At 58.8% G+C, this 25,134-nt stretch carries 24 protein-coding genes; 16 read left to right on the top strand and 8 right to left on the bottom strand.

What is annotated here, in order from left to right:
- The first annotated feature begins 65 nt into the window (after positions 1 to 65).
- Complete coding sequence (locus tag AC1DHT_RS03415) at positions 66 to 2,351, top strand: putative bifunctional diguanylate cyclase/phosphodiesterase (RefSeq protein WP_427536860.1); 2,286 nt, start codon at positions 66 to 68, stop codon at positions 2,349 to 2,351.
- On the opposite strand, the gene AC1DHT_RS03410 is transcribed toward AC1DHT_RS03415, so the two are convergent.
- The gene (locus tag AC1DHT_RS03410) at positions 2,242 to 3,138 is read right to left on the bottom strand and encodes an NAD(P)-dependent oxidoreductase (protein ID WP_427536862.1); all 897 of its coding nucleotides are present in this window, start codon (positions 3,136 to 3,138) and stop codon (positions 2,242 to 2,244) included. The two genes, AC1DHT_RS03415 and AC1DHT_RS03410, sit on opposite strands and share 110 nt — an antisense overlap.
- A 195-nt stretch (positions 3,139 to 3,333) precedes the next feature.
- Here AC1DHT_RS03410 and AC1DHT_RS03405 point away from each other — a divergent pair, with 195 nt between their 5' ends.
- On the top strand, positions 3,334 to 5,511 hold the full coding sequence (locus AC1DHT_RS03405; protein ID WP_427530159.1) for a hypothetical protein: 2,178 nt from the start codon (positions 3,334 to 3,336) through the stop codon (positions 5,509 to 5,511).
- A gap of 293 nt (positions 5,512 to 5,804) precedes the next feature.
- On the opposite strand, the gene AC1DHT_RS03400 is transcribed toward AC1DHT_RS03405, so the two are convergent.
- Positions 5,805 to 6,110: a DUF2288 domain-containing protein gene (locus AC1DHT_RS03400; protein WP_477761233.1), complete on the bottom strand. Its 306-nt coding sequence runs from the start codon at positions 6,108 to 6,110 to the stop codon at positions 5,805 to 5,807.
- A 347-nt stretch (positions 6,111 to 6,457) separates the two neighbouring features.
- Here AC1DHT_RS03400 and AC1DHT_RS03395 point away from each other — a divergent pair, with 347 nt between their 5' ends.
- The 9 genes from AC1DHT_RS03395 (at position 6,458) to AC1DHT_RS03355 (ending at position 14,183) form a co-directional block, all read left to right on the top strand.
- The gene (locus tag AC1DHT_RS03395) at positions 6,458 to 7,585 is read left to right on the top strand and encodes a branched-chain amino acid ABC transporter substrate-binding protein (RefSeq protein WP_427533552.1); all 1,128 of its coding nucleotides are present in this window, start codon (positions 6,458 to 6,460) and stop codon (positions 7,583 to 7,585) included.
- 231 nt (positions 7,586 to 7,816) lie between these two features.
- Positions 7,817 to 8,740: a high-affinity branched-chain amino acid ABC transporter permease LivH gene (livH, locus tag AC1DHT_RS03390; protein ID WP_477761232.1), complete on the top strand. Its 924-nt coding sequence runs from the start codon at positions 7,817 to 7,819 to the stop codon at positions 8,738 to 8,740.
- The gene (locus tag AC1DHT_RS03385) at positions 8,737 to 9,993 is read left to right on the top strand and encodes a high-affinity branched-chain amino acid ABC transporter permease LivM (RefSeq protein WP_477761231.1); all 1,257 of its coding nucleotides are present in this window, start codon (positions 8,737 to 8,739) and stop codon (positions 9,991 to 9,993) included. The genes livH and AC1DHT_RS03385 overlap by 4 nt, the downstream gene beginning before the upstream one ends.
- Positions 9,990 to 10,757, top strand: coding sequence for a high-affinity branched-chain amino acid ABC transporter ATP-binding protein LivG (livG, locus tag AC1DHT_RS03380; RefSeq protein WP_054596017.1), 768 nt, complete (start codon positions 9,990 to 9,992; stop codon positions 10,755 to 10,757). Before AC1DHT_RS03385 ends, livG begins: the two co-directional genes overlap by 4 nt.
- Positions 10,758 to 11,459: an ABC transporter ATP-binding protein gene (locus AC1DHT_RS03375; protein ID WP_427533548.1), complete on the top strand. Its 702-nt coding sequence runs from the start codon at positions 10,758 to 10,760 to the stop codon at positions 11,457 to 11,459.
- A gap of 235 nt (positions 11,460 to 11,694) precedes the next feature.
- Complete coding sequence (locus AC1DHT_RS03370) at positions 11,695 to 12,003, top strand: BufA1 family periplasmic bufferin-type metallophore (RefSeq protein WP_427536868.1); 309 nt, start codon at positions 11,695 to 11,697, stop codon at positions 12,001 to 12,003.
- A 22-nt stretch (positions 12,004 to 12,025) separates the two neighbouring features.
- Positions 12,026 to 12,919: an MNIO family bufferin maturase gene (gene bufB / locus AC1DHT_RS03365; protein ID WP_427536870.1), complete on the top strand. Its 894-nt coding sequence runs from the start codon at positions 12,026 to 12,028 to the stop codon at positions 12,917 to 12,919.
- Complete coding sequence (locus AC1DHT_RS03360) at positions 12,916 to 13,689, top strand: HvfC/BufC family peptide modification chaperone (RefSeq protein WP_427536872.1); 774 nt, start codon at positions 12,916 to 12,918, stop codon at positions 13,687 to 13,689. Before bufB ends, AC1DHT_RS03360 begins: the two co-directional genes overlap by 4 nt.
- Entirely contained in the window at positions 13,686 to 14,183 is a 498-nt protein-coding gene (locus AC1DHT_RS03355; RefSeq protein ID WP_427536874.1) for a DoxX family protein, read from the top strand. Before AC1DHT_RS03360 ends, AC1DHT_RS03355 begins: the two co-directional genes overlap by 4 nt.
- Positions 14,184 to 14,199: 16 nt before the next feature.
- On the opposite strand, the gene AC1DHT_RS03350 is transcribed toward AC1DHT_RS03355, so the two are convergent.
- Positions 14,200 to 15,108, bottom strand: coding sequence for a LysR family transcriptional regulator (locus tag AC1DHT_RS03350; protein WP_427536876.1), 909 nt, complete (start codon positions 15,106 to 15,108; stop codon positions 14,200 to 14,202).
- A 104-nt stretch (positions 15,109 to 15,212) separates the two neighbouring features.
- On the opposite strand from AC1DHT_RS03350, the gene AC1DHT_RS03345 reads away from it, so the two are divergent.
- From AC1DHT_RS03345 to AC1DHT_RS03335, 3 genes are all read left to right on the top strand, one after another.
- Entirely contained in the window at positions 15,213 to 15,812 is a 600-nt protein-coding gene (locus AC1DHT_RS03345; protein WP_427536878.1) for a short chain dehydrogenase, read from the top strand.
- Between the two features lie 94 nt (positions 15,813 to 15,906).
- Complete coding sequence (locus AC1DHT_RS03340; RefSeq protein WP_427533540.1) at positions 15,907 to 16,581, top strand: COG3650 family protein; 675 nt, start codon at positions 15,907 to 15,909, stop codon at positions 16,579 to 16,581.
- Between the two features lie 111 nt (positions 16,582 to 16,692).
- Positions 16,693 to 18,306 carry an NAD(P)/FAD-dependent oxidoreductase gene (locus AC1DHT_RS03335; RefSeq protein ID WP_427536880.1) on the top strand — a complete coding sequence of 538 codons (1,614 nt, stop codon included), beginning with the start codon at positions 16,693 to 16,695 and terminating at the stop codon, positions 18,304 to 18,306.
- A gap of 131 nt (positions 18,307 to 18,437) precedes the next feature.
- Here the strand turns inward: AC1DHT_RS03335 and AC1DHT_RS03330 are convergent, their stop codons facing one another.
- On the bottom strand, positions 18,438 to 19,532 hold the full coding sequence (locus AC1DHT_RS03330; protein ID WP_427536882.1) for a PLP-dependent cysteine synthase family protein: 1,095 nt from the start codon (positions 19,530 to 19,532) through the stop codon (positions 18,438 to 18,440).
- Positions 19,533 to 19,815: 283 nt separating this feature from the next.
- Here AC1DHT_RS03330 and nhaA point away from each other — a divergent pair, with 283 nt between their 5' ends.
- Positions 19,816 to 21,003 carry a Na+/H+ antiporter NhaA gene (gene nhaA / locus AC1DHT_RS03325; RefSeq protein ID WP_427536884.1) on the top strand — a complete coding sequence of 396 codons (1,188 nt, stop codon included), beginning with the start codon at positions 19,816 to 19,818 and terminating at the stop codon, positions 21,001 to 21,003.
- A gap of 126 nt (positions 21,004 to 21,129) precedes the next feature.
- Here the strand turns inward: nhaA and AC1DHT_RS03320 are convergent, their stop codons facing one another.
- Positions 21,130 to 21,594, bottom strand: coding sequence for an outer membrane lipoprotein (locus tag AC1DHT_RS03320; protein WP_427533534.1), 465 nt, complete (start codon positions 21,592 to 21,594; stop codon positions 21,130 to 21,132).
- 168 nt (positions 21,595 to 21,762) lie between these two features.
- Between AC1DHT_RS03320 and AC1DHT_RS03315 the strand changes: the two genes are divergently transcribed.
- Positions 21,763 to 21,999: a hypothetical protein gene (locus AC1DHT_RS03315; protein WP_427536886.1), complete on the top strand. Its 237-nt coding sequence runs from the start codon at positions 21,763 to 21,765 to the stop codon at positions 21,997 to 21,999.
- A gap of 5 nt (positions 22,000 to 22,004) precedes the next feature.
- On the opposite strand, the gene pdxH is transcribed toward AC1DHT_RS03315, so the two are convergent.
- The 3 genes from pdxH to AC1DHT_RS03300 form a co-directional block, all read right to left on the bottom strand.
- Entirely contained in the window at positions 22,005 to 22,652 is a 648-nt protein-coding gene (gene pdxH / locus AC1DHT_RS03310) for a pyridoxamine 5'-phosphate oxidase (protein ID WP_427536888.1), read from the bottom strand.
- Positions 22,653 to 22,691: 39 nt separating this feature from the next.
- Positions 22,692 to 23,726 carry an OmpA family protein gene (locus AC1DHT_RS03305; protein ID WP_427536890.1) on the bottom strand — a complete coding sequence of 345 codons (1,035 nt, stop codon included), beginning with the start codon at positions 23,724 to 23,726 and terminating at the stop codon, positions 22,692 to 22,694.
- A 143-nt stretch (positions 23,727 to 23,869) separates the two neighbouring features.
- Positions 23,870 to 25,015, bottom strand: coding sequence for a serine hydrolase domain-containing protein (locus tag AC1DHT_RS03300; RefSeq protein WP_429539816.1), 1,146 nt, complete (start codon positions 25,013 to 25,015; stop codon positions 23,870 to 23,872).
- Positions 25,016 to 25,134: the final 119 nt, after the last annotated feature.

Genomic DNA, 25,134 nt, shown 5'->3' with positions numbered 1-25,134 from the left:
TATACTCCAGGCATTCGCCAGCGTTCATGGCGCCGGCAGAGAATGACTCAAAGACGGGGCATGCTATGGAGTGGCCTGGTTTGCATTTTATTACCGAGCTGCCAGAGAGCAGCGGGCAAGTCGTCCTCAATTGCACTCATAACCCCTTTCTGGTGCTACTGGCCTATCTGGTTGCCTGTGCAGCCAGCTTCGCCACGCTGGACATGGCCGAACGCGTCGGTCACGCAGAGAATCCTGCGTCTCAACGGCTCTGGCGCTGGGTCGGTGCCTGCTGCCTGTCGGGCGGCATCTGGGCCATGCACTTCATCAGCATGCTGGCGTTCCAGGCCCCCATCGACATCCATTACGACTTGCCGGCCACCCTGCTTTCCCTGCTGATCGCCTTTATCGCAGCCTTTGTGGCGATGAATACCCTGAGCAATGCTCATCTGAACGTGCGGCAATATGTGCAAACCTCGATCTGCATCGGACTGGGCATCGCCACCATGCATTACGTGGGCATGACAGCCATGCGTTCGAACGCTGTGGCCCACTACCAGCCAATCGTGTTCGGCCTGTCGATCCTGATCGCCATCGGTGCCAGCGCCATTGCCTTGCTGCTGTCGCATGGCCTGCGCAACGGCGGCGGCATCGCTCATCAGGTACTTAAATACACGGCCAGCCTGGTACTCGGCGCCGGCATCGTGAGCATGCACTTCACCGGCATGCAGTCCATGAGCCTGGTGTTGCCGACCGGCGTCCCCATGCAACTGTCGGTCGACAACGACCACCTGCAACTGGCGCTGACGATTGCGCTGATCGCGCTGCTGGTCATCGGCAGCAGCATCAGCGCCGCCCTGGCCGACAAAAAACTGCAGCACAAGGACCATGACCTGCGCCGGGTCAACGCGCTGCTCAGTCAACTGGATCAGGCGCGCATGTCACTGCAACAAGTGGCGCACTACGACCCCCTGACCAACTTGATCAACCGCCGCGGCTTCAATCAGATCTTCGCCGAAAAGCTCATCGAGAAAAGCACCCATGGCGGCATGCTGGCGGTGATGTTTCTGGACATCGATCACTTCAAGCGGATCAACGACAGCCTCGGTCATGACGCCGGTGACGAGCTGTTGAAAGTGCTCGCCAGCCACATCAAAAGCTCGACCCGCAGTCACGACGATGTGGTCGCGCGGTTTGGCGGCGATGAATTCTGCATTCTGATCAACCTGCGTGAGCGCGACGAAGCACGGCACATGGCCCAGCGCATCATGCAAAAGATGAAAGAGCCGATCGAGTTGGCCGGCAGGCGCATGGTCATGACCACCAGCATCGGTATCAGTGTGTTCCCTGACGACGGCGAAACCTGCGAGGAACTGCTGAAACACGCCGACCTGGCGCTGTACCAATCCAAGGGCAACGGCCGAAACGGCCTGCACTTCTTCAGCTCCAACCTGAAAACCAAAGCGACAATGGCGCTGCAGCTCGAAGAAGAACTGCGTAATGCCTTACGCGACGAAGACGGGTTGATGCTCTATTACCAGCCGATCTATGACCTCAAAAGCGGCCAGGTCACCAAACTGGAAGCGCTGATTCGCTGGCAGCACCCGGTGCACGGCTTGCTCGCACCTGACCGTTTCATCGCGATTGCCGAAGCCAATGGCTTGATCGCGCAACTCGACAACTGGGTGCTGCGCAGAGCCTGCGAAGACCTGAGTGAGCTGTCCAGGCATGGCTGTGAGTCGTTGAAAATTACCGTGAACTGCTCACCGCTCAACCTGATGCGTGAAGAGCTTGCCGAAGAAATCGAATGTGCGCTGCGCTCGGCCGGCATAGCGCCACAAAGACTGGAGCTGGAGGTCACGGAAAACGCACTGATGGGCAACCTTGCCAATACGCTGGTGCTACTGCGCAAGATTCGGGCGCTCGGTGTTTCGCTGTCGATCGACGACTTCGGCACCGGCTATTCGTCGCTGGCCTACCTCAAGCGTCTGCCGCTGAACACCCTGAAAATCGACCGGTCGTTTATCCAGGACATCCCCAAGGCCACTCAGGACATGGAGATCGTCCAGGCCATTATCGTCATGGCCCACACCCTGCATTTGCAGGTGGTCACCGAAGGGGTCGAAACTTTGGAGCAGTACCAGTTTCTCGAATGTTTCGGTTGCGACTTTGTTCAAGGTTATCTGTTGAGCCGCCCGGTGCCGCTGGCTGAATTACGTCCGGTACTGAACGAAATCAACCAGCGCAAGCACGCACACGCCATCAATCCTTTGAGTCTGGCTCGCGGTACAGATGGATTAGTGTCGCGGGATCTTTTTCCAGATAGCCCTGACCACCATGCAGGCGCATCAATTGTGCGGCCAGTCCACTGATCGGTGTCGCCGAGCCCTGCTCGCGGGAAAATTTCACGGCGCCATCCAGGTCCTTGAGCAGCGTTCGAACATGCCACTTTATGGGTTCGAAACGGCTCTCGGCCATTTGCGGGGCAAGTATCTGCAAGGGTTTAGAGTCGGCAAACCCGCCGCTCAACGCTTCGGCCAGCAGACTCGCATCCACGCCCGAACGTTCGGCCAACGCCACCACTTCAGCGATCACCAACGCATTGCAGGCAACAATCATCTGATTGCAGGCCTTGGTCACTTGCCCTGCGCCAACCGCGCCCATGTGCGTGACCCGTTGGCCAAGACTCGACAACACCGGGCGCACGCGTTCGACATCGGCTGGCTCGCCACCGACCATGATCGCCAGGCTAGCGGCCTCGGCCCCCGCCACACCACCGGACACCGGCGCATCCAGCCAGCCCATGCCCGTACGGCTGGCCAGTTCGACAGCCATTTCCCGCGTCGCCGTGGGCTCCAGACTGGAAAAATCCACCAGCAACTGGCCGGTTTTCGCACCGGATGCCACACCCGCAGCACCGAACACGACCTCGCGTACCACCTCGGTATTGGCCAGGCACAACAGCACCAGATCGGCGTGCTGACACAGCTCGGCAGGCGTGGCCACTTGTCGCGCTCCGGCCTCGACCAAAGGCGCGCACTTGCCGGGATTGCGGTTCCAGACGGTCAGTGGATAGCCCGCAGCCAACAAGCGTCGGCACATCGGTAAACCCATCAAGCCAATACCGGCAAACGCCAAAGAAGGTAACGCTGCCATCAAATTGCCTCCGCTCGATTAAAGATCGCCAAATATTGGCCGATTCATCATGACTCAGGAAGGGATTCCCCCTGGCGATACTCAGGTAAAGCCCTATCGCTGGGGACAATATCGCGCTGTAAAGTCGCGAGCTCCTTATTCGTGATGGCTTGATGACATCTCGCCGCCGAACCAACCAGTCCAGGCACATGGCGCACAATGACTTCTAAAAATAATCCTGCCCCTGCGGTATCCGAACTGACGCTCACCGCCGCCACGGATAAACCCTCAGTCCCGAAGCCATTGACCAACTCGCGCCCGCTTGCGACCCAGCAGTACCTGTACTTTACCGAGACCAACACCGATCGCATTCTCGACAACCTCGACGGCCTGCGCGATCTGGTGTTCCCCAAGCCGCCGCACCTGGAAGACACCCACGAACTGCATCAGCAGGAGTTTCCCTCGGTATGCCTGATCGGTCTGGGTCGCTGCGGTTCGAACATTGCGCTGGACGTCGCAGAGCTGGTGTACAACGCTCGCAAGTTCTACCTCAACGAGTTCAACAACGAAGACAAGCCCTATGCTGAAAAGGGCTACAGCCCTGCGCAATGGATTCGTAACAACCTGAAACTGGGTGTCGGCAAGGCCACCAAACCGGTGTTTCTGGTCGAGCCTCTGGTGATGCTCGGCGACCTCGACAAAGACATCGCCGGACGTATCCGCTTCTCGCGCAAGGGCGAAAAAAGCGGCTTCCTGCGCGATTACAGCAAAATGAAGATCATGGACCTCTCGGAAGTCCACGCCGGTGGCGCCGGTAACGCGCCGATCCTCGGCCAGTACCTGGCGAAGATCATCCTGAACAAAGACACCCAGCGTTTCTCYAGCCCTGACTGGAAGATGATCCACTCGTACCTGATCGACAGCTGCGGCATCAAGGCCAACCAGTCGCGCCTGTATTTCTCGATCTTCAGCGCCGGTGGCGGTACCGGTTCGGGCATGGCCTCGGAGTTCGGGCTGGCCCAGCAACACTCGTACATGAACAAGACATTCGACACCAAACCGGTGGACGAACACGACAGCAAGAGCGGCCACTCCTTCGTCTTCGAGCCGATCTTCACCAGCGGCATTTGCGTACTGCCGAACATTTCCGATCACCGCAGTGAAATGTCTGAAGCGCTGCACATCAACGCCGGCCGCCTGTTGTGCAAGTACCTGTCGGAAGAATGGGATTTCTCGTACAACTTCGCCAACGAAGACAGCAGTGAAGCCAGCGTCATGGGCCGTATCCGTCCATGGAACGCGATGATGCTGATCTCCAACGACATCATGCGTTACGCCGAAGAGAACGATGACGGCAATATCCAGAACATTGATGTCAATGCCATGGAAAAGCACGCCAACCAGTACATCTCGCAGCAGATCTTCAACATTCTGACGGCCCAGGCGGTCACCACTGACTACGACCAGAACTACTTCCGTCGGGCCGGTATCGATATCGGCGAAACCATTCGCCTGGACGCCAACGACCTGTTCATGAGTCTGGCCGGGCCAGTGGCGATTGCCTACGCCGAGTCTGTGGTGCCAGAACAACCGGCGCCGAGCAGCGACAAGTTCAAGGTGTTCGACAAAGAGCCACAGCGCCTGAACATCGACGACCTGTTCTTCCGCTCCATCGACTTGCCGCACTTCAACAAAGTGACCCAGGCCATCGAAGGCATCAGTCTGTTGCCGATCGAGTCCAAGCGCTATCGTGCGTCGCTGGAGCAATACAAGAACTCGGGTTACGACGCTGCCGCGCTGCATGACCTGCACTTCTTCAAGAATTGCTCGTCGGTGGTGTCGATCGTGTCGCTGCCMAAGGATTACAAGTTGTCCTACATGGACCTGAACCGGTTGAAGACCCACCTCAACAGCCTGTTCCCCAACACCACGCTCAAGCGTTATGCGCTGGTGATCGGCGCCTCGGCCAACCTTTCGCTGACCACCCTGATCGCCAAGAGCCCGTGCCTGTCAGACGATTTCCTGACCTTGATCGTGGCGTTCATCAAGCGCTGCTTTGCGCGCAATCCGTACCGTTTCGATGAAACCCTGGACAACTCGATCCTTGACTTCATCATTCATGAAGACTTCGACGAGGCCAAAATCGACGAGCTGCTCAACGAATTCGAAAACCCGGCGAAGATCCTCGACACCAACTGGTACGCGATCAAGCCGATGTACGAGAAGAAGTACCGCGAGCTGATCAACGACAAAGACAAGTTTGTCTCGATTAACGACATCCGCCTGTCGCGCGATTGCGTGAAAAAGGCCATCAAGTACCTGCGCGAGATCTACCGTCACCGCATCGGCAAGACCAAGGTGATCTCGCTGAATAACCATACGGGCAAGACGGCCTGACCGCGTCACGGCCAATCGCGAGCAGGCTCGCTCCCACATTTGACCGCATTCTTTTGAAGAACTCTGTCACCTGTGGGAGCGAGCCTGCTCGCGATGGCGTCCTCACATCCAGCAAACCTCCAACATCCAGAAACAATTAAGCAGCCATTCGGCTGCTTATTAAACTGTTCCCGTTACGTTTACGTAACCTTCCCCCCGCCTGCCTGTGGCGTTTCTCTACGGCAACCTGCCATCACGCTACTCGGCTACACACTTTTACCCGAACGCCACCAGCACCAAATCAGTGCGCAATTTCAAGACTGCGCCCTTTCCTGGATCAGAATCCACGGTGAAACGACCACTGCCCACAACTCCGGATCACGCTCGAAAAGATCCAGCGCCCGCGTTTCAGAGAGCTTGGCGAGTTTGTCGGCGGCCAGCCAGGCAGCCACTTTCTCGCCTTCGTCCTGGGCAACTGYCTCGGCGGCAGCGATCAAATCCAGGTCGGGATCGACCCACAATAGGGCACCCTTGGCGAAGAACGGTTCGAGTTCCTTCCAGGTAATAGATGCGGTTTCACCAAGCAGCTTGGCATAGAGGGTGCTAGGTTCTTGAGTCATGGGCCCTGTCCGGAATTGAAATCGGCGCAATCATAACGTCGGCGCTCTGGCAGAAAAACCCGGATGCAATAGAGTCATTGATCGAGAACTGCAGGAAAGCAAGGATAGCCGCTGAATCGGGTTACTACGCAGCCAAAATCCCGCCGCAATTCTGTCTTTTTCTTTCAAAAATGCGACACCCTCAGGAATTGCCCCTGAGCGCCAGCTTTCCAAGCGAACAACCGGCGCTCTACACTGTACCGGTACAGTTGCCGGGGGCATTTCCGGGGGATATCCAAGATATCGATCCGGTTCTGTGGCTCAGGCTGCCAGGACTATAAAAAATACAACAGTAAGAGTGGAGCACTATGAATAAGGCTACTAAGCAGATTTCCAAACTGTTTGCCGCTATGGTTCTGGCCGGGGTTGCCAGCCATTCGTTCGCAGCTGACACCATCAAGATCGGCATCGCCGGCCCTAAAACCGGTCCAGTGACCCAGTACGGTGACATGCAGTTCATCGGCGCTAAAATGGCCATCGAGCAGATCAACGCCAAGGGCGGTGTCGACGGCAAGATGCTCGAAGCCAAGGAATACGATGATGCCTGCGACCCTAAACAGGCCGTTGCCGTTGCCAACAAAGTGGTCAACGACGGCGTCAAGTTCGTGGTCGGTCACCTCTGCTCCAGCTCCACTCAGCCAGCGTCCGACATCTATGAAGACGAAGGCGTGATCATGATCACCCCGGCCGCCACCAGCCCGGACATCACTAACCGTGGCTACAAAATGGTGTTCCGCACCATCGGCCTGGACAGCGCCCAGGGCCCTGCCGCCGGTAACTACATCGCCGATCACGTAAAGCCGAAAATCGTTGCCGTTCTGCACGACAAACAGCAATACGGTGAAGGCATCGCCACCGCCGTGAAGAAAACCCTCGAAGGCAAAGGCGTCAAGGTTGCCGTGTTCGAAGGCCTGAACGCCGGCGACAAGGATTTCTCCTCGATCATCCAGAAACTCAAGCAAGCCAACGTCGACTTCGTCTACTACGGCGGCTACCACCCGGAACTGGGCCTGATCCTGCGTCAAGCCAAGGAAAAAGGCCTGAACGCCAAGTTCATGGGGCCAGAAGGCGTCGGCAACGAATCCATCTCGCAGATCGCCCAGGACGCTTCCGAAGGCCTGCTGGTAACCCTGCCGAAGTCTTTCGACCAGGACCCGGCCAACAAGGCACTGGTTGACGCGTTCGCTGCCAAGAAGCAGGACCCGACCGGTCCGTTCGTGTTCCCGGCCTACTCGGCTGTTGAAGTGATCGCTGGCGGCATCAAGGCAGCGAAGAGCGAAGACACTGCAAAAGTGGCTGCAGCCATCCACGCAGGTACTTTCAAAACTCCTACTGGCGATCTGAGCTACGACGCCAAGGGCGACCTGAAAGACTTCAAGTTCGTGGTTTACCAGTGGCACTTTGGCAAACCTAAAACCGAAGTTTCGCCTCAGTAAGGCGTTGCCTGACTGACTGCCAATAAAGCCCACGGCGTGCCGTGGGCTTTGTTTTACGAGGTAATGGGCCGTGCCTCCGTGATCCGGAAGCCTCCCCACCTGAAAATCTCAAAACCGTCATCAGCGGTTCGCTGGCAAACCTCATGTTCGAAGTGGATGCAGATCCACGGGACCTGAGCGGGAAAATGACTCCACCAGTGAAATGCGTATCAGGTTTTTAGGAGCGCAGTAATGCCTGAGATCTATCACTTTTTCCAACAGCTGGTTAATGGTCTGACCATTGGCAGCACGTATGCCCTGATCGCCATCGGCTATACGATGGTTTACGGCATCATTGGAATGATCAACTTCGCCCACGGCGAGGTCTACATGATCGGTTCCTACGTGGCCTTCATCGTCCTTGCCGGACTGGCCATGCTGGGTATCCACTCTCTACCGTTGTTGATGACCGCCGCATTCCTGGCGACCATCGTTGTCACCAGTGCCTACGGCTACAGTATCGAACGGATCGCCTACCGCCCTCTGCGGGGCAGTAACCGCCTGATCCCGCTGATCTCGGCCATCGGCATGTCGATCTTCCTGCAAAACACCGTACTGCTCTCGCAGGACTCCAAGGACAAATCAATTCCCAACCTGATTCCGGGCAGCTTCAGCTTCGGTCCAGGCGGGGCACAGGAAGTGCTGATCTCCTACATGCAGATCCTGGTATTCGTAGTGACCCTGGTGGTGATGCTCTGCCTGACCACGTTCATTTCGCGTTCACGTCTGGGACGTGCCTGCCGGGCCTGTGCCGAAGACATCAGGATGGCCAACCTGCTGGGCATCAACACCAACAACATCATCGCCCTGACCTTCGTCATCGGTGCTGCCCTGGCAGYCGTGGCGGCTGTACTGCTGAGCATGCAGTACGGCGTGATCAACCCGAACGCCGGATTCCTGGTGGGCCTCAAGGCCTTTACCGCGGCAGTTCTGGGCGGCATCGGCAGCATCCCGGGCGCCATGCTCGGTGGCCTGGTGCTGGGGGTGGCCGAAGCATTCGGCGCCGATGTATTCGGTGACCAGTACAAGGACGTGGTGGCTTTCGGCCTTCTGGTTCTGGTGTTGTTATTCCGGCCAACCGGCCTGTTGGGCCGTCCGGAGGTTGAGAAAGTATGATCAGGAATCTTAAACAGGCGCTTTTCAGCGCGCTATTGGTTTGGGCCGTGGCGTACCCGGTACTCGGCCTGAAACTGTCCATCGCCGGCATCAACCTCGAAGTACAGGGTGCCACGACCTCCACGCTGCTTATCATCGCTACCTGCTCGGTGCTGATGTTCCTGCGCGTGCTGTTCGACCGCGAATACACGGCGGCCATGCGCTCCGTGCCCAAAGGTAAATTGATCCCGGCCAGTGCAAGCAATTTCCTGACCCTGCCCAGCACCCAGCGCTGGGTCATCATGGGGTTGATCGTCATCGCGCTGGTCTGGCCGTTCTTCGGCTCGCGCGGTGCGGTGGATATCGCCACGCTGATTCTGATCTATGTGCTACTAGGCCTGGGCCTGAACATCGTGGTTGGTCTGGCGGGTCTGCTCGACCTGGGCTACGTCGGTTTCTACGCCGTGGGCGCCTACAGCTATGCGCTGCTGTCGCACTACTACGGCCTGAGCTTCTGGATCTGCCTGCCCATCGCCGGTTTGATGGCGGCAACCTTCGGCTTCTTGCTGGGTTTCCCGGTACTGCGTCTGCGCGGTGACTATCTGGCGATCGTGACCCTGGGCTTCGGTGAGATCATCCGTCTGTTCCTGCGTAACCTGACGGGCCTCACGGGTGGACCGAACGGTATCAGCAACATTCCCAAACCGTCGCTGTTCGGCCTGAGCTTCGAGAGAACGGCCGCCGAAGGCATGCAGACCTTCCACGAGTTCTTCGGCCTGACGTACAACCCGGTCAGCAAGGTGGTTTTCCTCTACCTGGTCGCGCTGCTGCTGGCGCTGTTCGCGCTGTTCGTGATCAACCGTCTGCTGCGCATGCCGATCGGCCGTGCCTGGGAAGCGTTGCGTGAAGACGAAATCGCCTGCCGTGYCCTGGGCCTGAACCCGACCGTGATCAAGCTGTCGGCCTTCACCCTGGGTGCCTGCTTCGCCGGTTTTGCCGGTAGCTTCTTTGCCGCGCGCCAGGGTCTGGTCACGCCGGAGTCGTTCACCTTCATCGAGTCGGCCACCATCCTCGCCATCGTGGTGCTGGGCGGCATGGGCTCGCAACTGGGCGTGGTCCTCGCGGCTGTCGTGATGATCCTGTTGCCCGAGCTGATGCGTGACTTCAGCGAATACCGCATGTTGATGTTCGGCGCCTTGATGGTGCTGATGATGATCTGGCGTCCTCAAGGTCTGCTGCCCATGCAACGTCCTCACATGGAGCTGCGTAAATGAGCAGAGAGATCCTGAAAGTAGAAGGCCTGAGCATGCGCTTTGGCGGCTTGCTCGCGGTCAATAGCGTTGCCCTGAGCGTGAAAGAGAAACAGGTGGTGTCGATGATCGGCCCTAACGGCGCCGGCAAGACCACCGTGTTCAACTGCCTGACCGGTTTCTACAAGCCCACCGCTGGCACTATCCAGCTCAACGGTGAAGCGATCGAAGGCCTGCCCGGCCACAAGATCGCCGGTAAAGGCGTGGTGCGGACGTTCCAGAACGTGCGGTTGTTCAAGGAAATGACCGCCGTGGAAAACCTGCTGATTGCTCAGCACCGGCACCTGAATACCAACTTCCTGGCGGGTCTGTTCAAGACGCCGGCGTTTCGCCGCAGCGAACGCGAGGCCATGGAATACGCCGAGTTCTGGCTCGACAAGGTCAACCTCAAGGAGTTTGCCAACCGTCCGGCCGGCACCCTGGCCTATGGTCAACAGCGCCGCCTGGAAATCGCCCGTTGCATGATGACCCGTCCAAGCATCCTGATGCTCGACGAACCGGCTGCCGGCCTCAACCCGCGGGAAACCGACGACCTCAAGGCGCTGATTGGCACCCTGCGTGAAGAGCATAACGTCACCGTGCTGCTGATCGAACACGACATGAAACTGGTCATGAGCATCTCCGACCATATCTTCGTGATCAACCAGGGCACGCCTCTGGCCAACGGTACGCCGGAACAGATCCGCGACAATCCTGAAGTGATCAAAGCCTACCTGGGGGAAGCGTAAATGCTGCAGTTCGAAAACGTTTCCACCTTCTACGGCAAGATCCAGGCCCTGCACAGCGTCAACGTCGAAGTCCGTCAGGGCGAGATCGTCACGCTGATCGGGGCCAACGGCGCCGGCAAATCCACCCTGCTGATGACCCTGTGCGGTTCGCCGCAAGCCCATAGCGGCAGCATTCGCTACATGGGCGAAGAACTGGTCGGCCAGGACTCCTCGCAAATCATGCGTAAAAGCATCGCCGTGGTCCCGGAAGGTCGTCGGGTGTTTGCCCGTCTGACCGTGGAAGAAAACCTCGCCATGGGTGGCTTCTTCACCGAGAAGGGCGATTACCAGGAGCAAATGGACAAGGTCCTGGGGTTGTTCCCGCGACTCAAGGAACGCTTCAACCAGCGCGGCGGCACCATGTCGGGTGGCGAGCAGCAGATGCTTGCCATCGGCCGGGCGCTGATGAGCAAACCCAAGCTGCTGCTGCTCGACGAGCCGTCGCTGGGGTTGGCGCCGATCATCATCCAGCAGATCTTCGACATCATCGAACAGCTGCGCAAGGATGGTGTGACGGTGTTCCTGGTTGAACAGAATGCTAACCAGGCGTTGAAGGTTGCCGACCGTGCCTATGTGCTGGAAAACGGCCGGGTGGTGATGCAAGGCACCGGTGCAGCCCTGCTGAGCGACCCTAAAGTGCGCGACGCCTACCTGGGCGGCTAAGCACTGCTGCAACAAAAAACGGCCCGTGTGGGAGCGAGCTTGCTCGCGATGTGGGGCTGACAGTCAACGTTGATGTTGCCTGACAGTCCGCTATCGCGAGCAGGCTCGCTCCCACATTTTTTTGTGTGAACCGATTTTTTTTTGTCGCGCTGTAACGAACTCGAATGACCTTTCTCTAGAGGGGTAAGCAAGCACCAACGCTTACTTGAACCCACCCCTTGTTTGGAGAAACACCATGACTGCTACCACTCGCACCCTGTCCGCTGCCGCCCTCGCCCTGGCCTTGGGTTCCGCCCTGAGCATCGCGGCTCTGCCAACCACTGCCCACGCCGCCGCCACTGACATGGAAAAATGCTTTGGCGTCGCCATGAAAGGCAAGAACGATTGCGCCGCAGGTGCAGGTACTACCTGCGCGGGCACCTCGAAAGTCGACTACGAGAGCAACCACTTCAAACTGGTGCCAAAAGGCACTTGCGAGAAGACTGCCAGCCCGACCTCACCGACCGGCTTCGGTCAAATGGCCGCCTACAAAACCAAGTCGTAATCCCTCCTCCGCCTGAGTGTTGATGATGACCACTTCAGCGCTGCACACCGTACATCCTCACACTCAGGCGTTGGCGTCCGAGCTCCCGCCCCGCGCGGGGCTGGGGCTCAAGACCGAGCACTTTGGCGCAGTACTCGATACTCGCCCGGACATCGGCTTCTTCGAAGTCCACGCCGAAAACTACATGGTGGCCGGCGGCCCGTTTCAGCATTTCCTGGGTTTGATTCGCGAGCAGTATCCGCTGTCGCTGCATGGCGTCGGTCTGTCGATCGGCGGCGAAGGACCGCTGAACACCGAGCACCTTGCCCGACTCGCCGATCTGATCGAACGCTATCAACCCCAGTCCTTTTCCGAACACCTGGCCTGGTCGAGCCACGGCCCGGTGTTTCTCAATGACCTGCTTCCATTGGTCTATAACAAGTCAACACTGCTGCGTGTCTGCGAGCATATCGACCAGGTCCAGCAGCATCTGAAACGCCCCATGCTGCTGGAAAACCCGGCGACTTATGTGCAGTTCCAGCACTCCAGCATGGAAGAAGCCTGCTTCATCACTGACGTCATTCGCCGCACCGGCTGTGGTTTGCTGCTGGATGTGAATAACGTCTATGTGTCTTGCATCAATCATCAGCGCGATCCGCTGGAGTACCTCGACGCATTGCCGTTGCATGCCGTGGGCGAGATCCATCTGGCCGGATTTGCCGAAGACACTGACAGCCTCGGCGATCGCCTGCTGATCGACGATCACGGCGCCCCCATCGATAACGCCGTGTGGGCGCTGTACACACGTGTTCTTGAGCGCGTCGGGCCGGTGGCCACGCTGATTGAGCGCGACAATCAGGTGCCGGCATTTTCCGTGCTGCAGGCCGAAGCCCGTCAAGCCGATGAATTGCTGGGTTACACCGGGGTTCGCCGATGAGCACTCAAGCCGATTTCGCCGCCGCCCTGCTTGATCCTCGACGGCCCTGCCCTGACGGTTTGTTCAGCGCTAACGGCGCGGACCCGGTTAGCCGCTTCACGGTGTACCGCAACAACGTGCAGAGCTCGTTGATCAACGCCTTGGCCGACAGTTATCCGGTGGTTTCGCAGTTGGTCGGAGAAGAGTTTTTTCGGGCCATGGCCCAATTCTATGTACGGGATTTCCCACCGAGCAGTGCGCTGATCAATGACTACGGCTGTGACTTCGCCAGTTTCATCGAGCACTTTGCACCGGCCACTTCAGTGCCGTATCTCGCGGACGTCGCACGCCTGGAACGCTTGCGGGTGATGGCCTATCACGCGGCAGATGCCAACGCCGTCGAGCCTGCGCAGATTGCTGCGGCATTGGCGGCTCCCGAAGCGCTCGCCCAGCTACACATTCATCTGCATCCCTCAACGTTCACGCTGAGTTCGCCGTACGCCACCGTTGCGCTATGGGCCGCCCACCAAGCTGACACACCGCCCCGGGACCTTGAGCCGTATCGCCCGCAAAGCGCGCTGGTGCTGCGCAATGGCCTGGAGGTTGAGGTCTTTGCGATTGACGTCGGCACTGCAACCTTCATCCACAGCCTGCAAAACAACCGCCCTTTGGGGCAAGCGGTAGCCGACGCCCTGGACGCCACCCCGGCGTTTGACCTGAGCCAGTGCCTGGCGCTGCTGATCGGCCATAACGCCATCATCCACCTGCAACACGACAAGGTATCGCCATGACCACCCGCACCGAACACCCGAACGCCATCACCCACCTGATCGAACGGATCATCGAACTGTTCGAGAGGATCCCCCACAGCCTGATCGCCTTCGTTGCACGCTTCTCCATTGCCGCGGTGTTCTGGAAGTCTGGTCAGACCAAGGTCGAGGGACTGGCCATCGATCTGTTCGACGGCACCTTCCAGCTCGGTATTCCGCGCCTCGCGGACTCGACCATTCCGTTGTTCCAAAGCGAATACCACGTGCCGCTGCTGTCCCCGGAACTGGCGGCGCACATGGCGGCCTTCGCCGAGCATTTCTTCCCGATCCTGATTCTCGTCGGCTTCGCTACACGCTTCTCGGCCCTGGCGTTACTGGGCATGACGCTGACCATTCAGACTTTTGTCTACCCGGACGCCTACCCGACTCACGGCACCTGGGCGGCGATTCTGCTGTACCTGATGGCCAGAGGTCCGGGCGTGCTGTCGATCGATCACCTGATCGCCAAACGCTAAGCCCTTGTAGCAGCTGCTACAGCCGATCCAGTGCTTCGCCGCTGCGCTTGAACCACCTCATCAGGTAATCGGCCAATACCTGCGTGCGCTTGGGCAAGCCGCCCTGATACGGGTGCACCAGATACATCGGCATGCTGCGGGTCTGATAGTCGCGCAGCAGCCAGCGCAAACGGCCATCGGCCAGTTCAGCCTGCAACAAGTAAGAAGGCAGGCGCGCAATCCCCGCATGGGCAAGCGCAGCCTTCTTCAACAGGTTGTAGTGGTTGCTGGCGAACGGCCCCGAGACCCGCACCCGCAACAGTTCATGTTGCTGGTGATACAGCCACTCTTCCCGGCCGCTGTAATGGCTATTGAGCAAGCAACGATGATCGACCAGCTCCGCCGGCGTCTGCGGCTCACCAAACTGCTCAAGATAAGCCGGGCTGGCGCAGGTCATCTCGTGCCAGGCCAGCAGCGGTTTGGCGACCATTCGCTCGTCGTTGGCCACCTCTGAACGAATCGCCAGATCGAACCCGTCTCGTGACAAGTCGCGGTAACTGTTGTTCAGTTCAAGTTCGATCTGTACGTCGGGGTACTCTCGGGAAAACTCCAGCAGCAACCCATCGAAAAAGGTCTCCCCCAGCGACACCGGGACCGTCATCCGAATCGGCCCTGCCATATCGTCCTTCAACCGTGCCAGGGCCTGTCGCGCCCGCTCTACCTGAATCACCAGTGCCTGCGCTTGCGGCAACAACGCCGCACCGGCCGCCGTCAGGCTCAAACGCCGTGTGGTTCGCTGCAACAGCACTACGCTGAAACGTGCCTCCAACTGACTGATGCGCTTGGACAACTGCCCCTTGCTACACCCCAGTTGCTGCGCTGCCAGCGTGAAACTGCCGGCCTCGATCAACACGGCAAACGCCGCCAGATCATCCATTTCGCTCATGGATTGTTTCCATTTGAAAACCAAAGGTTGCCCATTAGCACGCTTATCAATAAAAAAAACCACACTAAACTGAAACCACATTCACCCACTTGAGGATTCGCACGATGAAAATTCTTCTGATTGGAGCCTCCGGCACTGTCGGCTCGGCCATTGACCGGGAACTGTCCCAGCGCCACAAAATCATTCGTATCGGTCGCAAGAGTGGTGACTTCCAGGTCGATATCAGTGACAGCGCCTCGATCCACAAGCTGTTCGAACAGACCGGCAAATTCGATGCGCTGATCTGCGCCGCCGGCAGCGTCAACTTCGTGCCGCTGGCAAACATGACCGAAAAAGACTTCGAACTGGGCTTGCGAGACAAGCTGATGGGCCAGGTCAATCTGCTGTTGATCGGCCGGGATTTTGCCAATGACGGTGCGTCGTTCACCTTCACCACCGGCATTCTCAGCCACGATCCGATTCGTACCGGCAGCTCGGCATCCATGGTCAACGGCGCCCTGGACAGTTTCGTTAAAGCGGCGGCTATCGAATTGCCACGCGGTCTGCGGATAAACGCGGTCAGCCCTAACGTATTGGTTGAAGCCATGGGCAGCTACGCACCGTACTTCCGCGGATTCAAACCGGTCCCAGCCGCCGATGTGGCGCTGGCCTACGCGAAAAGTGTGGAAGGCCTGCAGACTGGCCAGATCTACAACGTCGGCTGAGAGCAAGGCGTTTTACAGGAGGGCAGGTGCACTGCAGGGTTGTGATGAGCGGTCAGCCTGAGTAACGTGGCGGCACTTGTCTGGAGACCCAACGATGCGTGCTGCCCGTTCCCTGATGTTTGTCGCCCTGCTTCCTGTATTCGCCGGTTGCCAGTTGCTGCAGAGCCAGCCTGAGAAACCGTCCATGGCGGGCCTGACCCGCATGCAGGGCGAACTCAGCATGAACAATGGCAAGCTGATGTTTCAGCCGTGCCAGGAAAACAAGCTGTATGTCGTCAATGACGCCGGCAGCACCAGCATCCTGCAGGAAGCCGCAACACTGGCAGGCCCGCAGCACAAGGTTTTCGCTGACGTGCGCGGCCGGGTTGCCACCGGCAAATCAGCGGATGCGGGCGCCCAGTTCGACGTGCAGCAGCTATACCGCGTCGAGCGCTCGAGCGCGGCCTGTGAAGACCCCAACTTCCAGCGACTGATCCTGCGTGCCAGCGGCAACACGCCCGACTGGAACGTCAAGGTCAACACCAAGGGCATGGTGGTCGAGCGCGCCGGCCAGCCAGCGTTGGCCTTGCCGTTTCTGGAAGAACAACTCGGTGACGGGCGTTTCAGCCTCAGTAGCGAAGCCAATGACCAACACGTTGAACTCTGGATCGCACCACAACGCTGCGTCGACAGCACCCGTGGCAGCGTTCAATTCATGAGCGCCGAGTTGCGGGTCAACGGCCAGGTACAACGTGGCTGCGCGTATTTCGGCGGCTCGCGTAACGACTGATTCGACAGGATGCTGTTTTAGCCTCACCGGAACGGGCCGTTGAGGCTTATAATCGCCGGTTTGTGAAACGCCTTTGGCGCAGTTGTGCGCCCCCGCGAACCGGACCCCGTCATGTTACGAATCACCGAACTCAAGTTGCCGATCGACCATCCCGAAGAAGACCTGCGGCCTGCCATCGTGCAACGCCTGGGCATCGCCAGTGATGACCTGCTCGATTTCACCTTGTTCAAGCGCAGCTACGACGCGCGCAAAAAATCTTCCGAATTGTGCTTCATCTACACCATCGACCTTAGCGTGCGCGATGAGGCGAAGTTGCTGCACAAGTTCGCCGATGACCGTAACGTCAATGCGGCGCCGGATGTCAGCTACAAGGTCGTTGGCCAGGCTCCGCAGGATCTGAGCCAACGGCCGGTCGTGGTCGGTTTCGGCCCGTGCGGGATTTTCGCCGGGCTGCTGCTGGCGCAGATGGGCTTCAAGCCGATCATTCTCGAGCGCGGCACGGAAGTGCGTCAGCGCACCAAGGACACTTGGGGTCTGTGGCGCAAAAGCGTGCTGAATCCTGAGTCCAACGTGCAATTCGGTGAAGGCGGCGCGGGGACATTCTCTGACGGCAAGCTGTACAGCCAGATCAAGGATCCCAAGCATCACGGCCGCAAAGTCCTGCACGAATTCGTCAAGGCCGGCGCGCCGGAAGAGATCCTCTACGTCAGCAAACCGCACATCGGTACGTTCCGTCTGACGGGCGTCGTCGAAAACATGCGTGAGCAGATTCGCGCGCTGGGCGGTGAAGTACGCTTCCAGCAAAAAGTCACTGACGTGCTGATCGAAGACGGCCAGTTGACCGGTATCGAGCTTGCCAGCGGCGAACAGATCCACTCGAAACACGTGATTCTTGCCCTCGGCCACAGCGCCCGCGACACCTTCCGCATGCTCCACGGCCGTGGCGTGTTCATGGAAGCCAAGCCGTTTTCGGTAGGTTTCCGTATCGAACACCCGCAATCGCTGATCGACAGCGCGCGCCTGGGCAAATACGCCGGTCACCCGAAACTCGGTGCCGCCGACTACAAACTGGTGCACCACGCCAAGAACGGACGCTCGGTCTACAGCTTCTGCATGTGCCCGGGCGGTACTGTGGTGGCGGCGACTTCCGAACCGAACCGTGTGGTAACCAACGGCATGAGCCAGTATTCGCGTAACGAACGTAACGCGAACTCCGGGATTGTTGTGGGCATCACCCCGGAAGTCGACTATCCGGGCGGCCCATTGGCCGGGATCGAGTTGCAGGAGCGTCTGGAGTCCCACGCCTTTGTGCTGGGTGGCAGCAACTACGAAGCACCGGCGCAACTGGTCGGCGATTTCATCGCAGGCAAGCCGTCGACGGCGCTGGGCAGCGTCGAACCCTCCTACAAACCCGGGGTTGCACTGGGCGATCTGGCGCTGGCCTTGCCGGCGTTTGCCATCGACGCCATTCGTGAAGCCTTACCGGCCTTCGAGAAGCAGATTCGCGGCTACTCGCTGCACGACGCGGTGCTGACCGGGATCGAAACCCGCACCTCTTCGCCGCTGCGGATTACCCGTAACGAGTCGATGCAGAGCCTGAACGTCAAAGGCCTGTTCCCGGCCGGTGAAGGCGCCGGTTATGCCGGTGGGATCCTGTCGGCGGGTGTCGACGGGATTCGCATTGCCGAAGCGGTAGCGCGGGATATTCTCGGTATCGAAGCCTGACACACAACACAAAACCCTGTGGGAGCGAGCCTGCTCGCGATAGCGGCGGATCAGTCAACATCTCTGTTGAATGTTAATCCGTCATCGCGAGCAGGCTCGCTCCCACAGGAATGTTCAGCGTCTGAGCGATCTCAGATGTTTGCGCGCAACACACTGCTCGGCAGCGGCTCACCGCGCTCGGCACTGGCCGCAACGGCCGCGATCAGGCTACTCAACTCATAACCCTGGGCCTTCAGCCAGTCCTGATTGTAATAGGTGGTCGCGTAACGTTCGCCGCTATCACACAGAATCGCCACGATCGAGCCACTCTCCCCCGCTGCCACCATCTGCTGCGCCGCCATCAAGGCGCCGATCAGGTTGGTCCCGCTCGAGCCCCCCACATGCCGGCCCAGACGCTGCGCCAAATAATGCATGGCCGCCAGCGACAACGCATCCGGCACCTTGACCATCGCATCGATGACCTTCGGCAAGAACGACGCCTCGACCCGCGGCCGGCCAATGCCTTCGATCCGCGAACCACAATCCAGGCGCAAGCTCGCGTCGCCGGTCTGGTAGTACTCGAAGAACACCGAACGCTCGGCATCGGCGCACAACACGCGGGTGCAATGCTGGCGATAACGCACGTAGCGCCCCAAGGTCGCGGTGGTGCCGCCCGTTCCAGGGCTGGAAATCAGCCAGCTCGGTTCAGGATGACGTTCGAAACGCATTTGCTGAAAAATCGACTCGGCAATGTTGTTGTTGGCTCGCCAGTCGGTGGCGCGTTCGGCATAGGTGAACTGGTCGATGAAATGGCCATCGTGCTCCCGGGCCAGACGCTCGGACTCGGCGTAGATCTGTGTCGGGTCCTGCACCAGATGGCTTTTGCCGCCATAAAAGGCGATCTGCGCGATCTTTTCCTGAGACGTGGTGGCCGGCATCACGGCAATGAACGGCAAACCGAGCAAGCGCGCGAAATACGCCTCGGAGATCGCCGTCGAACCGCTGGACGCCTCGATCACCGGTGCTCCCGGCTTGAGCCAGCCATTACACAGCGCATAAAGGAACAGTGAGCGCGCCAACCGATGTTTGAGGCTACCGGTGGGGTGACTGGATTCATCCTTGAAGTACAACTCGATACCCGGCAATCCCGGCAGTGGCAAAGGGATCAGGTGCGTATCGGCGCTGCGCTGGAAGTCGGCTTCGATGATCCGGATGGCTTCGCGAGCCCACTGACGGTTGTCGCTCATGGTCTTTTTCTCATTGAATCGAATAGGCGTAGGAAAACCTGGCGGTGACAACAGGCAATGGATTGACCTTGTCGAAAGGCTCAATCAACAAGCTTAGGAAAAAACCTGCATAACGCACAGGTACAGCTGAGGCCCAATACGCCAGCCAACTGCTAGGCTCAGGCCGGGTCCGGGAGTCCTCGTTGTAACGGTATATAACAAAAAAGAATATAACTTTTGTTTTAACAACTAACCGTACGGGTTAGGGTGGTCCACCTTTTGAATCGATAGATGGAGAGCGACCTTGCCTCTGCGTAGCACTTTCACGCGTTTCTTTCAGTTGGAAGCTGCCAGCGGTCTGTTATTGATTGCCGCCGCCGCCCTTGCCCTGATCATCAACAACTCACCGCTGTCCTGGCTCTACAACGGCCTGCTGGACACTCCCGTGGTCGCCCAGATCGGCGCCCTGAAAATCGCCAAACCGCTGTTGTTATGGATCAACGACGGCCTGATGGCGATGTTCTTCCTGTTGATCGGCCTTGAGGTCAAACGCGAAATCCTTGAAGGCCACCTGTCCAAACCGTCGCAGATCGTCCTGCCGGGTGCAGCGGCCATCGGCGGCATGGTCGTGCCAGCGCTGATCTACTGGTTCCTCAACAAGGACAACCCGGCAGCACTCGGCGGCTGGGCAATCCCGATGGCCACCGACATCGCCTTCGCCCTCGGCGTGCTCGCCTTGCTGGGCAAGCGTGTGCCGGTCTCGCTGAAGCTGTTTTTGATGACCCTGGCGATCATCGATGACTTGGGCGCAATCATCGTCATCGCGATTTTCTACTCCGGCGCATTGTCGACGTTGTCGTTGATGCTGGCCGCAGCCTGTCTGGTGGCGTTGGTGGCGATGAATCGGCTAGGCGTGGTCAAGCTCGGTCCCTACATGATCATTGGCCTGATTCTATGGGTGTGCGTACTCAAGAGCGGCGTCCACGCCACGCTGGCCGGTGTGACCCTGGCGTTCTGCATTCCGCTACGCACGAAAAACGCCGAGCCTTCTCCATTGCTAAGCCTGGAGCACGCGCTGCACCCTTGGGTGGCCTTTGGCATCCTGCCGTTGTTCGCTTTCGCCAATGCCGGCGTTTCACTGGCTGGCGTTAACCTTGAGAGCTTCACCCACCACGTACCGATGGGCATTGCTGCCGGTTTGCTGCTGGGCAAAACCGTTGGCGTCTTCGGCCTGACCTGGCTCGCCGTGAAGATAGGCATTGCAGCCCTCCCCGCTGGCGCCAATTGGGGCCAGGTACTCGGCGTGGCAATCCTTTGCGGTATCGGTTTCACCATGAGTCTGTTTGTCGGCTCCCTGGCCTTTGTGCCGGGCAGCAGCGAATACGCCGGCATGGACCGCATGGGCATTCTCACTGGCTCGATCCTCGCCGCATTGATCGGTTACGTAGTAACCGCAGCGGCCAGTCGCAAGAGCATCAATAGTGCGCCCTGAATAGCCGGATTTATTACTGAGTTCACACAGCCAAGGTGTGCTGTAGTGGTCTAACAAAACAATCAGCCAAAAACACAAAACCCCGACCAGTTACCTGATCGGGGTTTTGTTTTAACCGCGTAAAACTTAGTGCGAAACGCGGCTGGTGCCACCGACGGTGGAAATGCGCACACGCTCGCCAACACGGAATACTTCGTTTGGCTGAACTTCCTGAACGTAGGCGCGCATGCTGCCGTCGTCTTCGCGAACGGTGATTTCCACGCCTTGGGTACGGGTCACGCCTTCTTCGATGGCAGAACCTGCCAGGCCGCCGGCCACTGCACCGATCACTGCTGCGACGATACTGCCTTTGCCGCCACCCACGGAGCTGCCGGCAACGCCGCCAACGGCCGCACCAGCTACACCGCCGATCGGGGTTTTGGTGCCTTCGATTTTCACCGGACGCAGGGATTCGATGGTACCCATACGGATCGTCTGCACCCGACGTGCTTCGTCACGGGAGTAGGAGTCACCGGTCAGGTTCGATTGGCAACCGGTGAGCAACATCGCCATCGTAGAAAAAGAAGCAACCAGCAAAACAGACTTACGCATAGCATCAACTCCAAAGGACAGGTATTCATTAAACTCCGCAGCTTGACGCCTGTCACGGCACCGCCCGGATAAAATTGGTTTCATTCAGGTGCAGTACAGTCGCACTTGAGAACTCATCACACAGTAGCGCCAAATTCCAGAATCTGCGCCATTGCATCAAGGATTTCCATGGATTACTTCATCATTGTCGCCACCACCGTTGCCGGGCTGTACTTCCATTGGTGGCTGTACGTGAGGATCAAACGCTGGATGGACCGTGATCTGGCGCTGGCACTTGCCGGCAATGACGAGCGGAAAAAGGCGTTCATGCTGCAACAATTGGCCATTGCCCGGCAGCAGAATATCAAACGTCAGGACCTGCCACAGTGGCTGGAGGCGGCGGCTGCCACCTACCCCACTGTGTAGCCGGTTTACGGTGCCAGGCGCTCGCGAGTCCAGTCCGCGCCTTGCAGACGATAGTTCAGACGGTCATGCAAACGACTCGCCCGACCTTGCCAGAACTCGATGCGTTCTGGCAACAAACGATAGCCGCCCCAATGTTCCGGGCAATGCGGCTGGCTATCGCTGAAGCGCGCTTCAGTGACTTTGAGCAGCCCTTCCAACTCGGCACGATCGGCAATCACCTGACTCTGCGGAGACGCCCAGGCCCCCAGGCGACTGCCCAGCGGCCGTACCTGGAAATAGGCATCGGATTCCTGCGGCGTGACCTTCACCACCCGACCCTCGATTCGCACCTGGCGCTCAAGGGTCGGCCAGAAGAAGGTCATGGCAGCAAACGGATTGCCCGCCAGCTGCTGACCCTTGGCACTGTCGTAGTTGGTGAAGAAGGTAAAACCCTGATCATCAAGCCCCTTGAGCAACAGGATCCGGCAATGCGGGCGACCGTCCTGATCAACCGTGGCCAGGGTCATGGCATTCGCCTCGACCGGAGGTTGTTCGGTATTCACCGCCTCGGCAAACCACTGATGAAACAGCGCGAATGGCTCGGCCGGGGCCTGAGCCTCGGTCAAACCATCGCGAGTGTAGTCACGACGCATATCAGCCAGAGTCCGGGGCATAGCGTTTTCCTTGTGCTTGATCAGTCAGTTGCTGGCCGATTACTGGCCGCTGGTGCTTTTTTCTGCAGTGTCCGCTTTGGCTGCAGCTGGCTTCTTGGCTGGCTGTTTTTTGGCCGGAGCTTTCTTCGCCGGAGCCTTTTTCGAGACAGCGCCTTTCTTCTTCGACGTTGCTTTTTTCGCGGCCACAGCTGGTGCTGCGGGCTTGGCGGGCTGCGCTGCAACCATTTCCACCGGTGGTGGGGTCGGCTGGCTGTACTTGTTCAGCAATGCCAGCATGGTGGTGCGCTGGGTCAGCATGATTTCCACGCGACGGTTCAAGGCACGGCCCTGGGCGCTGTCATTGGCGGCGCGCGGCATCAAGCTGCCCATGCCACGCAACATCAGACGATCACGCTTCAAACCACTGAGGCTGAAGATCGACGCAACGGAAGTCGCACGGTCCTTGCTCAGTTGTTGAGCGTCGGAAGTTGTGCCCACAGCGTCGCCGTGGCCAAGTACCAGGACGGCAGCCTGGTTGTCGGGCTCGACCAGCTTGGCGATCTTGGTGAACTGCCCAAGGGACGATGGCAGCAGCATGGCTGGACGTTTCGGGTTAAAAGAGTCATCCACTGGCACTACGACCACCAGCACGTTCTCACGACGTTCAACCTGCATGTGGCCGTCCTGGACCGCAGACCGCAAGCGTGGCTCGTAGCTGTCCAGCCAGGCCTGGGTGATTTTCGGATCAGGCATTGGCACATCTTTGATGTCGGCCTTGGTGATAGCCTTTGGCTGGTCGCCGAACGGCCACCACCATTTGCTTTCGCTATCGGCTTTGGCTGCTGCGGCAGCTGAAGAACCTGGAACTGTAGCCGGGGTGGTTGGCGCAGCAGCACTTGCGGTCGATTTGGCCTTCGCGGCTGCAGCGTCTTCAGCGGCCTTCGCGTCCGGTTTGGCAGCGGCTTTGTCCGTAACCTTGTCCGAACCGGAACCGAATGACCACCAGTGGCCCCCGTCTGCATCATTTTGTGGGGTTTGCGCGCAACCGGTAATGCTGAGACACAGTGCCAAGGCTAGAGATTTGTTCAGTGACATGGGGATATCCACAAAATGAGATAAGAAGCTGTGGGCCGCTACGACCCGTATAAAACAGACGCTTTGAAACTATAGAAGCCACAGGGTTCCGTCCTGCGACCATTGGGCAAGTTTTTTTCAAAAAAATGCCTTGAAGCTACCCTTTACAGACAGGCGGCCAAAACCCGCACAAGCTTCTGCGCGCGTGGATCCATCAACACGTAGGGTCCAAGGGTGTTGGTCACAAAACCGAAGGCCACATCACGTTCCGGGTCAGCGAAACCGACGGAGCCACCAGCACCCGGATGACCAAACGCTCGAGGGCCGAGGCCAAAGGTCGCGTTGGGTACATCCGGTTGATCGAGCATACAACCCAGACCGAAACGGGTCCGGGTCAGTAAAGTTTTGTCTTCGCCCAGGCTGTGCTCGCGAGTCAGTTCCTGGAGCATCTCGCTTTCCAGCAGGCTGCCATCGAGCAGACCGCTATAGAACCCGGCCAGGCTGCGGGCATTGCCGTGGCCATTCGCTGCCGGTTGTTGCATACGACGCCATTCCGGCTTGTTGGTACTGGTCATGATCGATGGCGGGTTGGTAAACGCCAGAGTGGTCATGGCCTTCGGCTCACGCATCGTCACTTGCAGCAAGCGCTGGGCCGCCGCATCGCCGACATTGCCCTTGCCACGTGCGATGTGCGCCACGCGATGGAACTCTTCATCTGCGAGGCCGACATGGAAATCCAGCCCCAATGGTCGTGCAACACGTGCCACGATCGACTCGCCCGGACTACGGCCATCGGCGCGGCGCAGCAATTCCCCGACCAGCCAGCCATAAGTGATCGCCGCATAACCATGGCCTTCACCAGGCGTCCACCAAGGGGCTTCGGCGGCCAGCGCGTCGACCATGGTTTGCCAGTTGTAGAGTGCCTCTGGTGGAAGCAATTCGCGCAAGGCCGGCAGGCCGGCCTGATGGCAGAGCAACTGACGCAAGGTGATCGCTTCCTTGCCGGCAGCGGCGAACTCCGGCCAATACCTGGCGACCGGGGCATCGAGCTGCAACTTGCCTTCGGCGACCAGTTGCAGGGCGGTCACCGCGGTAAAGGTCTTGGTGCAGGAGAACAGGTTGGCAATGGTGTCGCTGTGCCAAGCCTCGTGACCGTCCTTGTCGGCAGTACCGGCCCAGAGGTCGACGACGGTTTCACCGCCAATTTGAATGCACAGTGCCGCGCCACGTTCCTGGGGATCGTCGAAGAGTGCTGCGAAAGCTTCACGCACCGCTTCAAATTTAAGCTCGTAATGACCTTGAATCAGCACCCGTAACTCTCCGAAAAAACGTTTCGACACAATGACCTGCATTGTTCCAGCCCTTGAGCGATTTGGGAACAGGGGCGGGCTGGGTGGTTGCTGTTATCGTTGATCGGTCAACGATCAAA

This window comes from Pseudomonas sp. 05N432, from assembly GCF_056396945.1.
The sequence above is the reverse complement of the archived record's forward strand: the minus strand, read 5'-3'. Positions and strand labels throughout refer to the sequence as shown.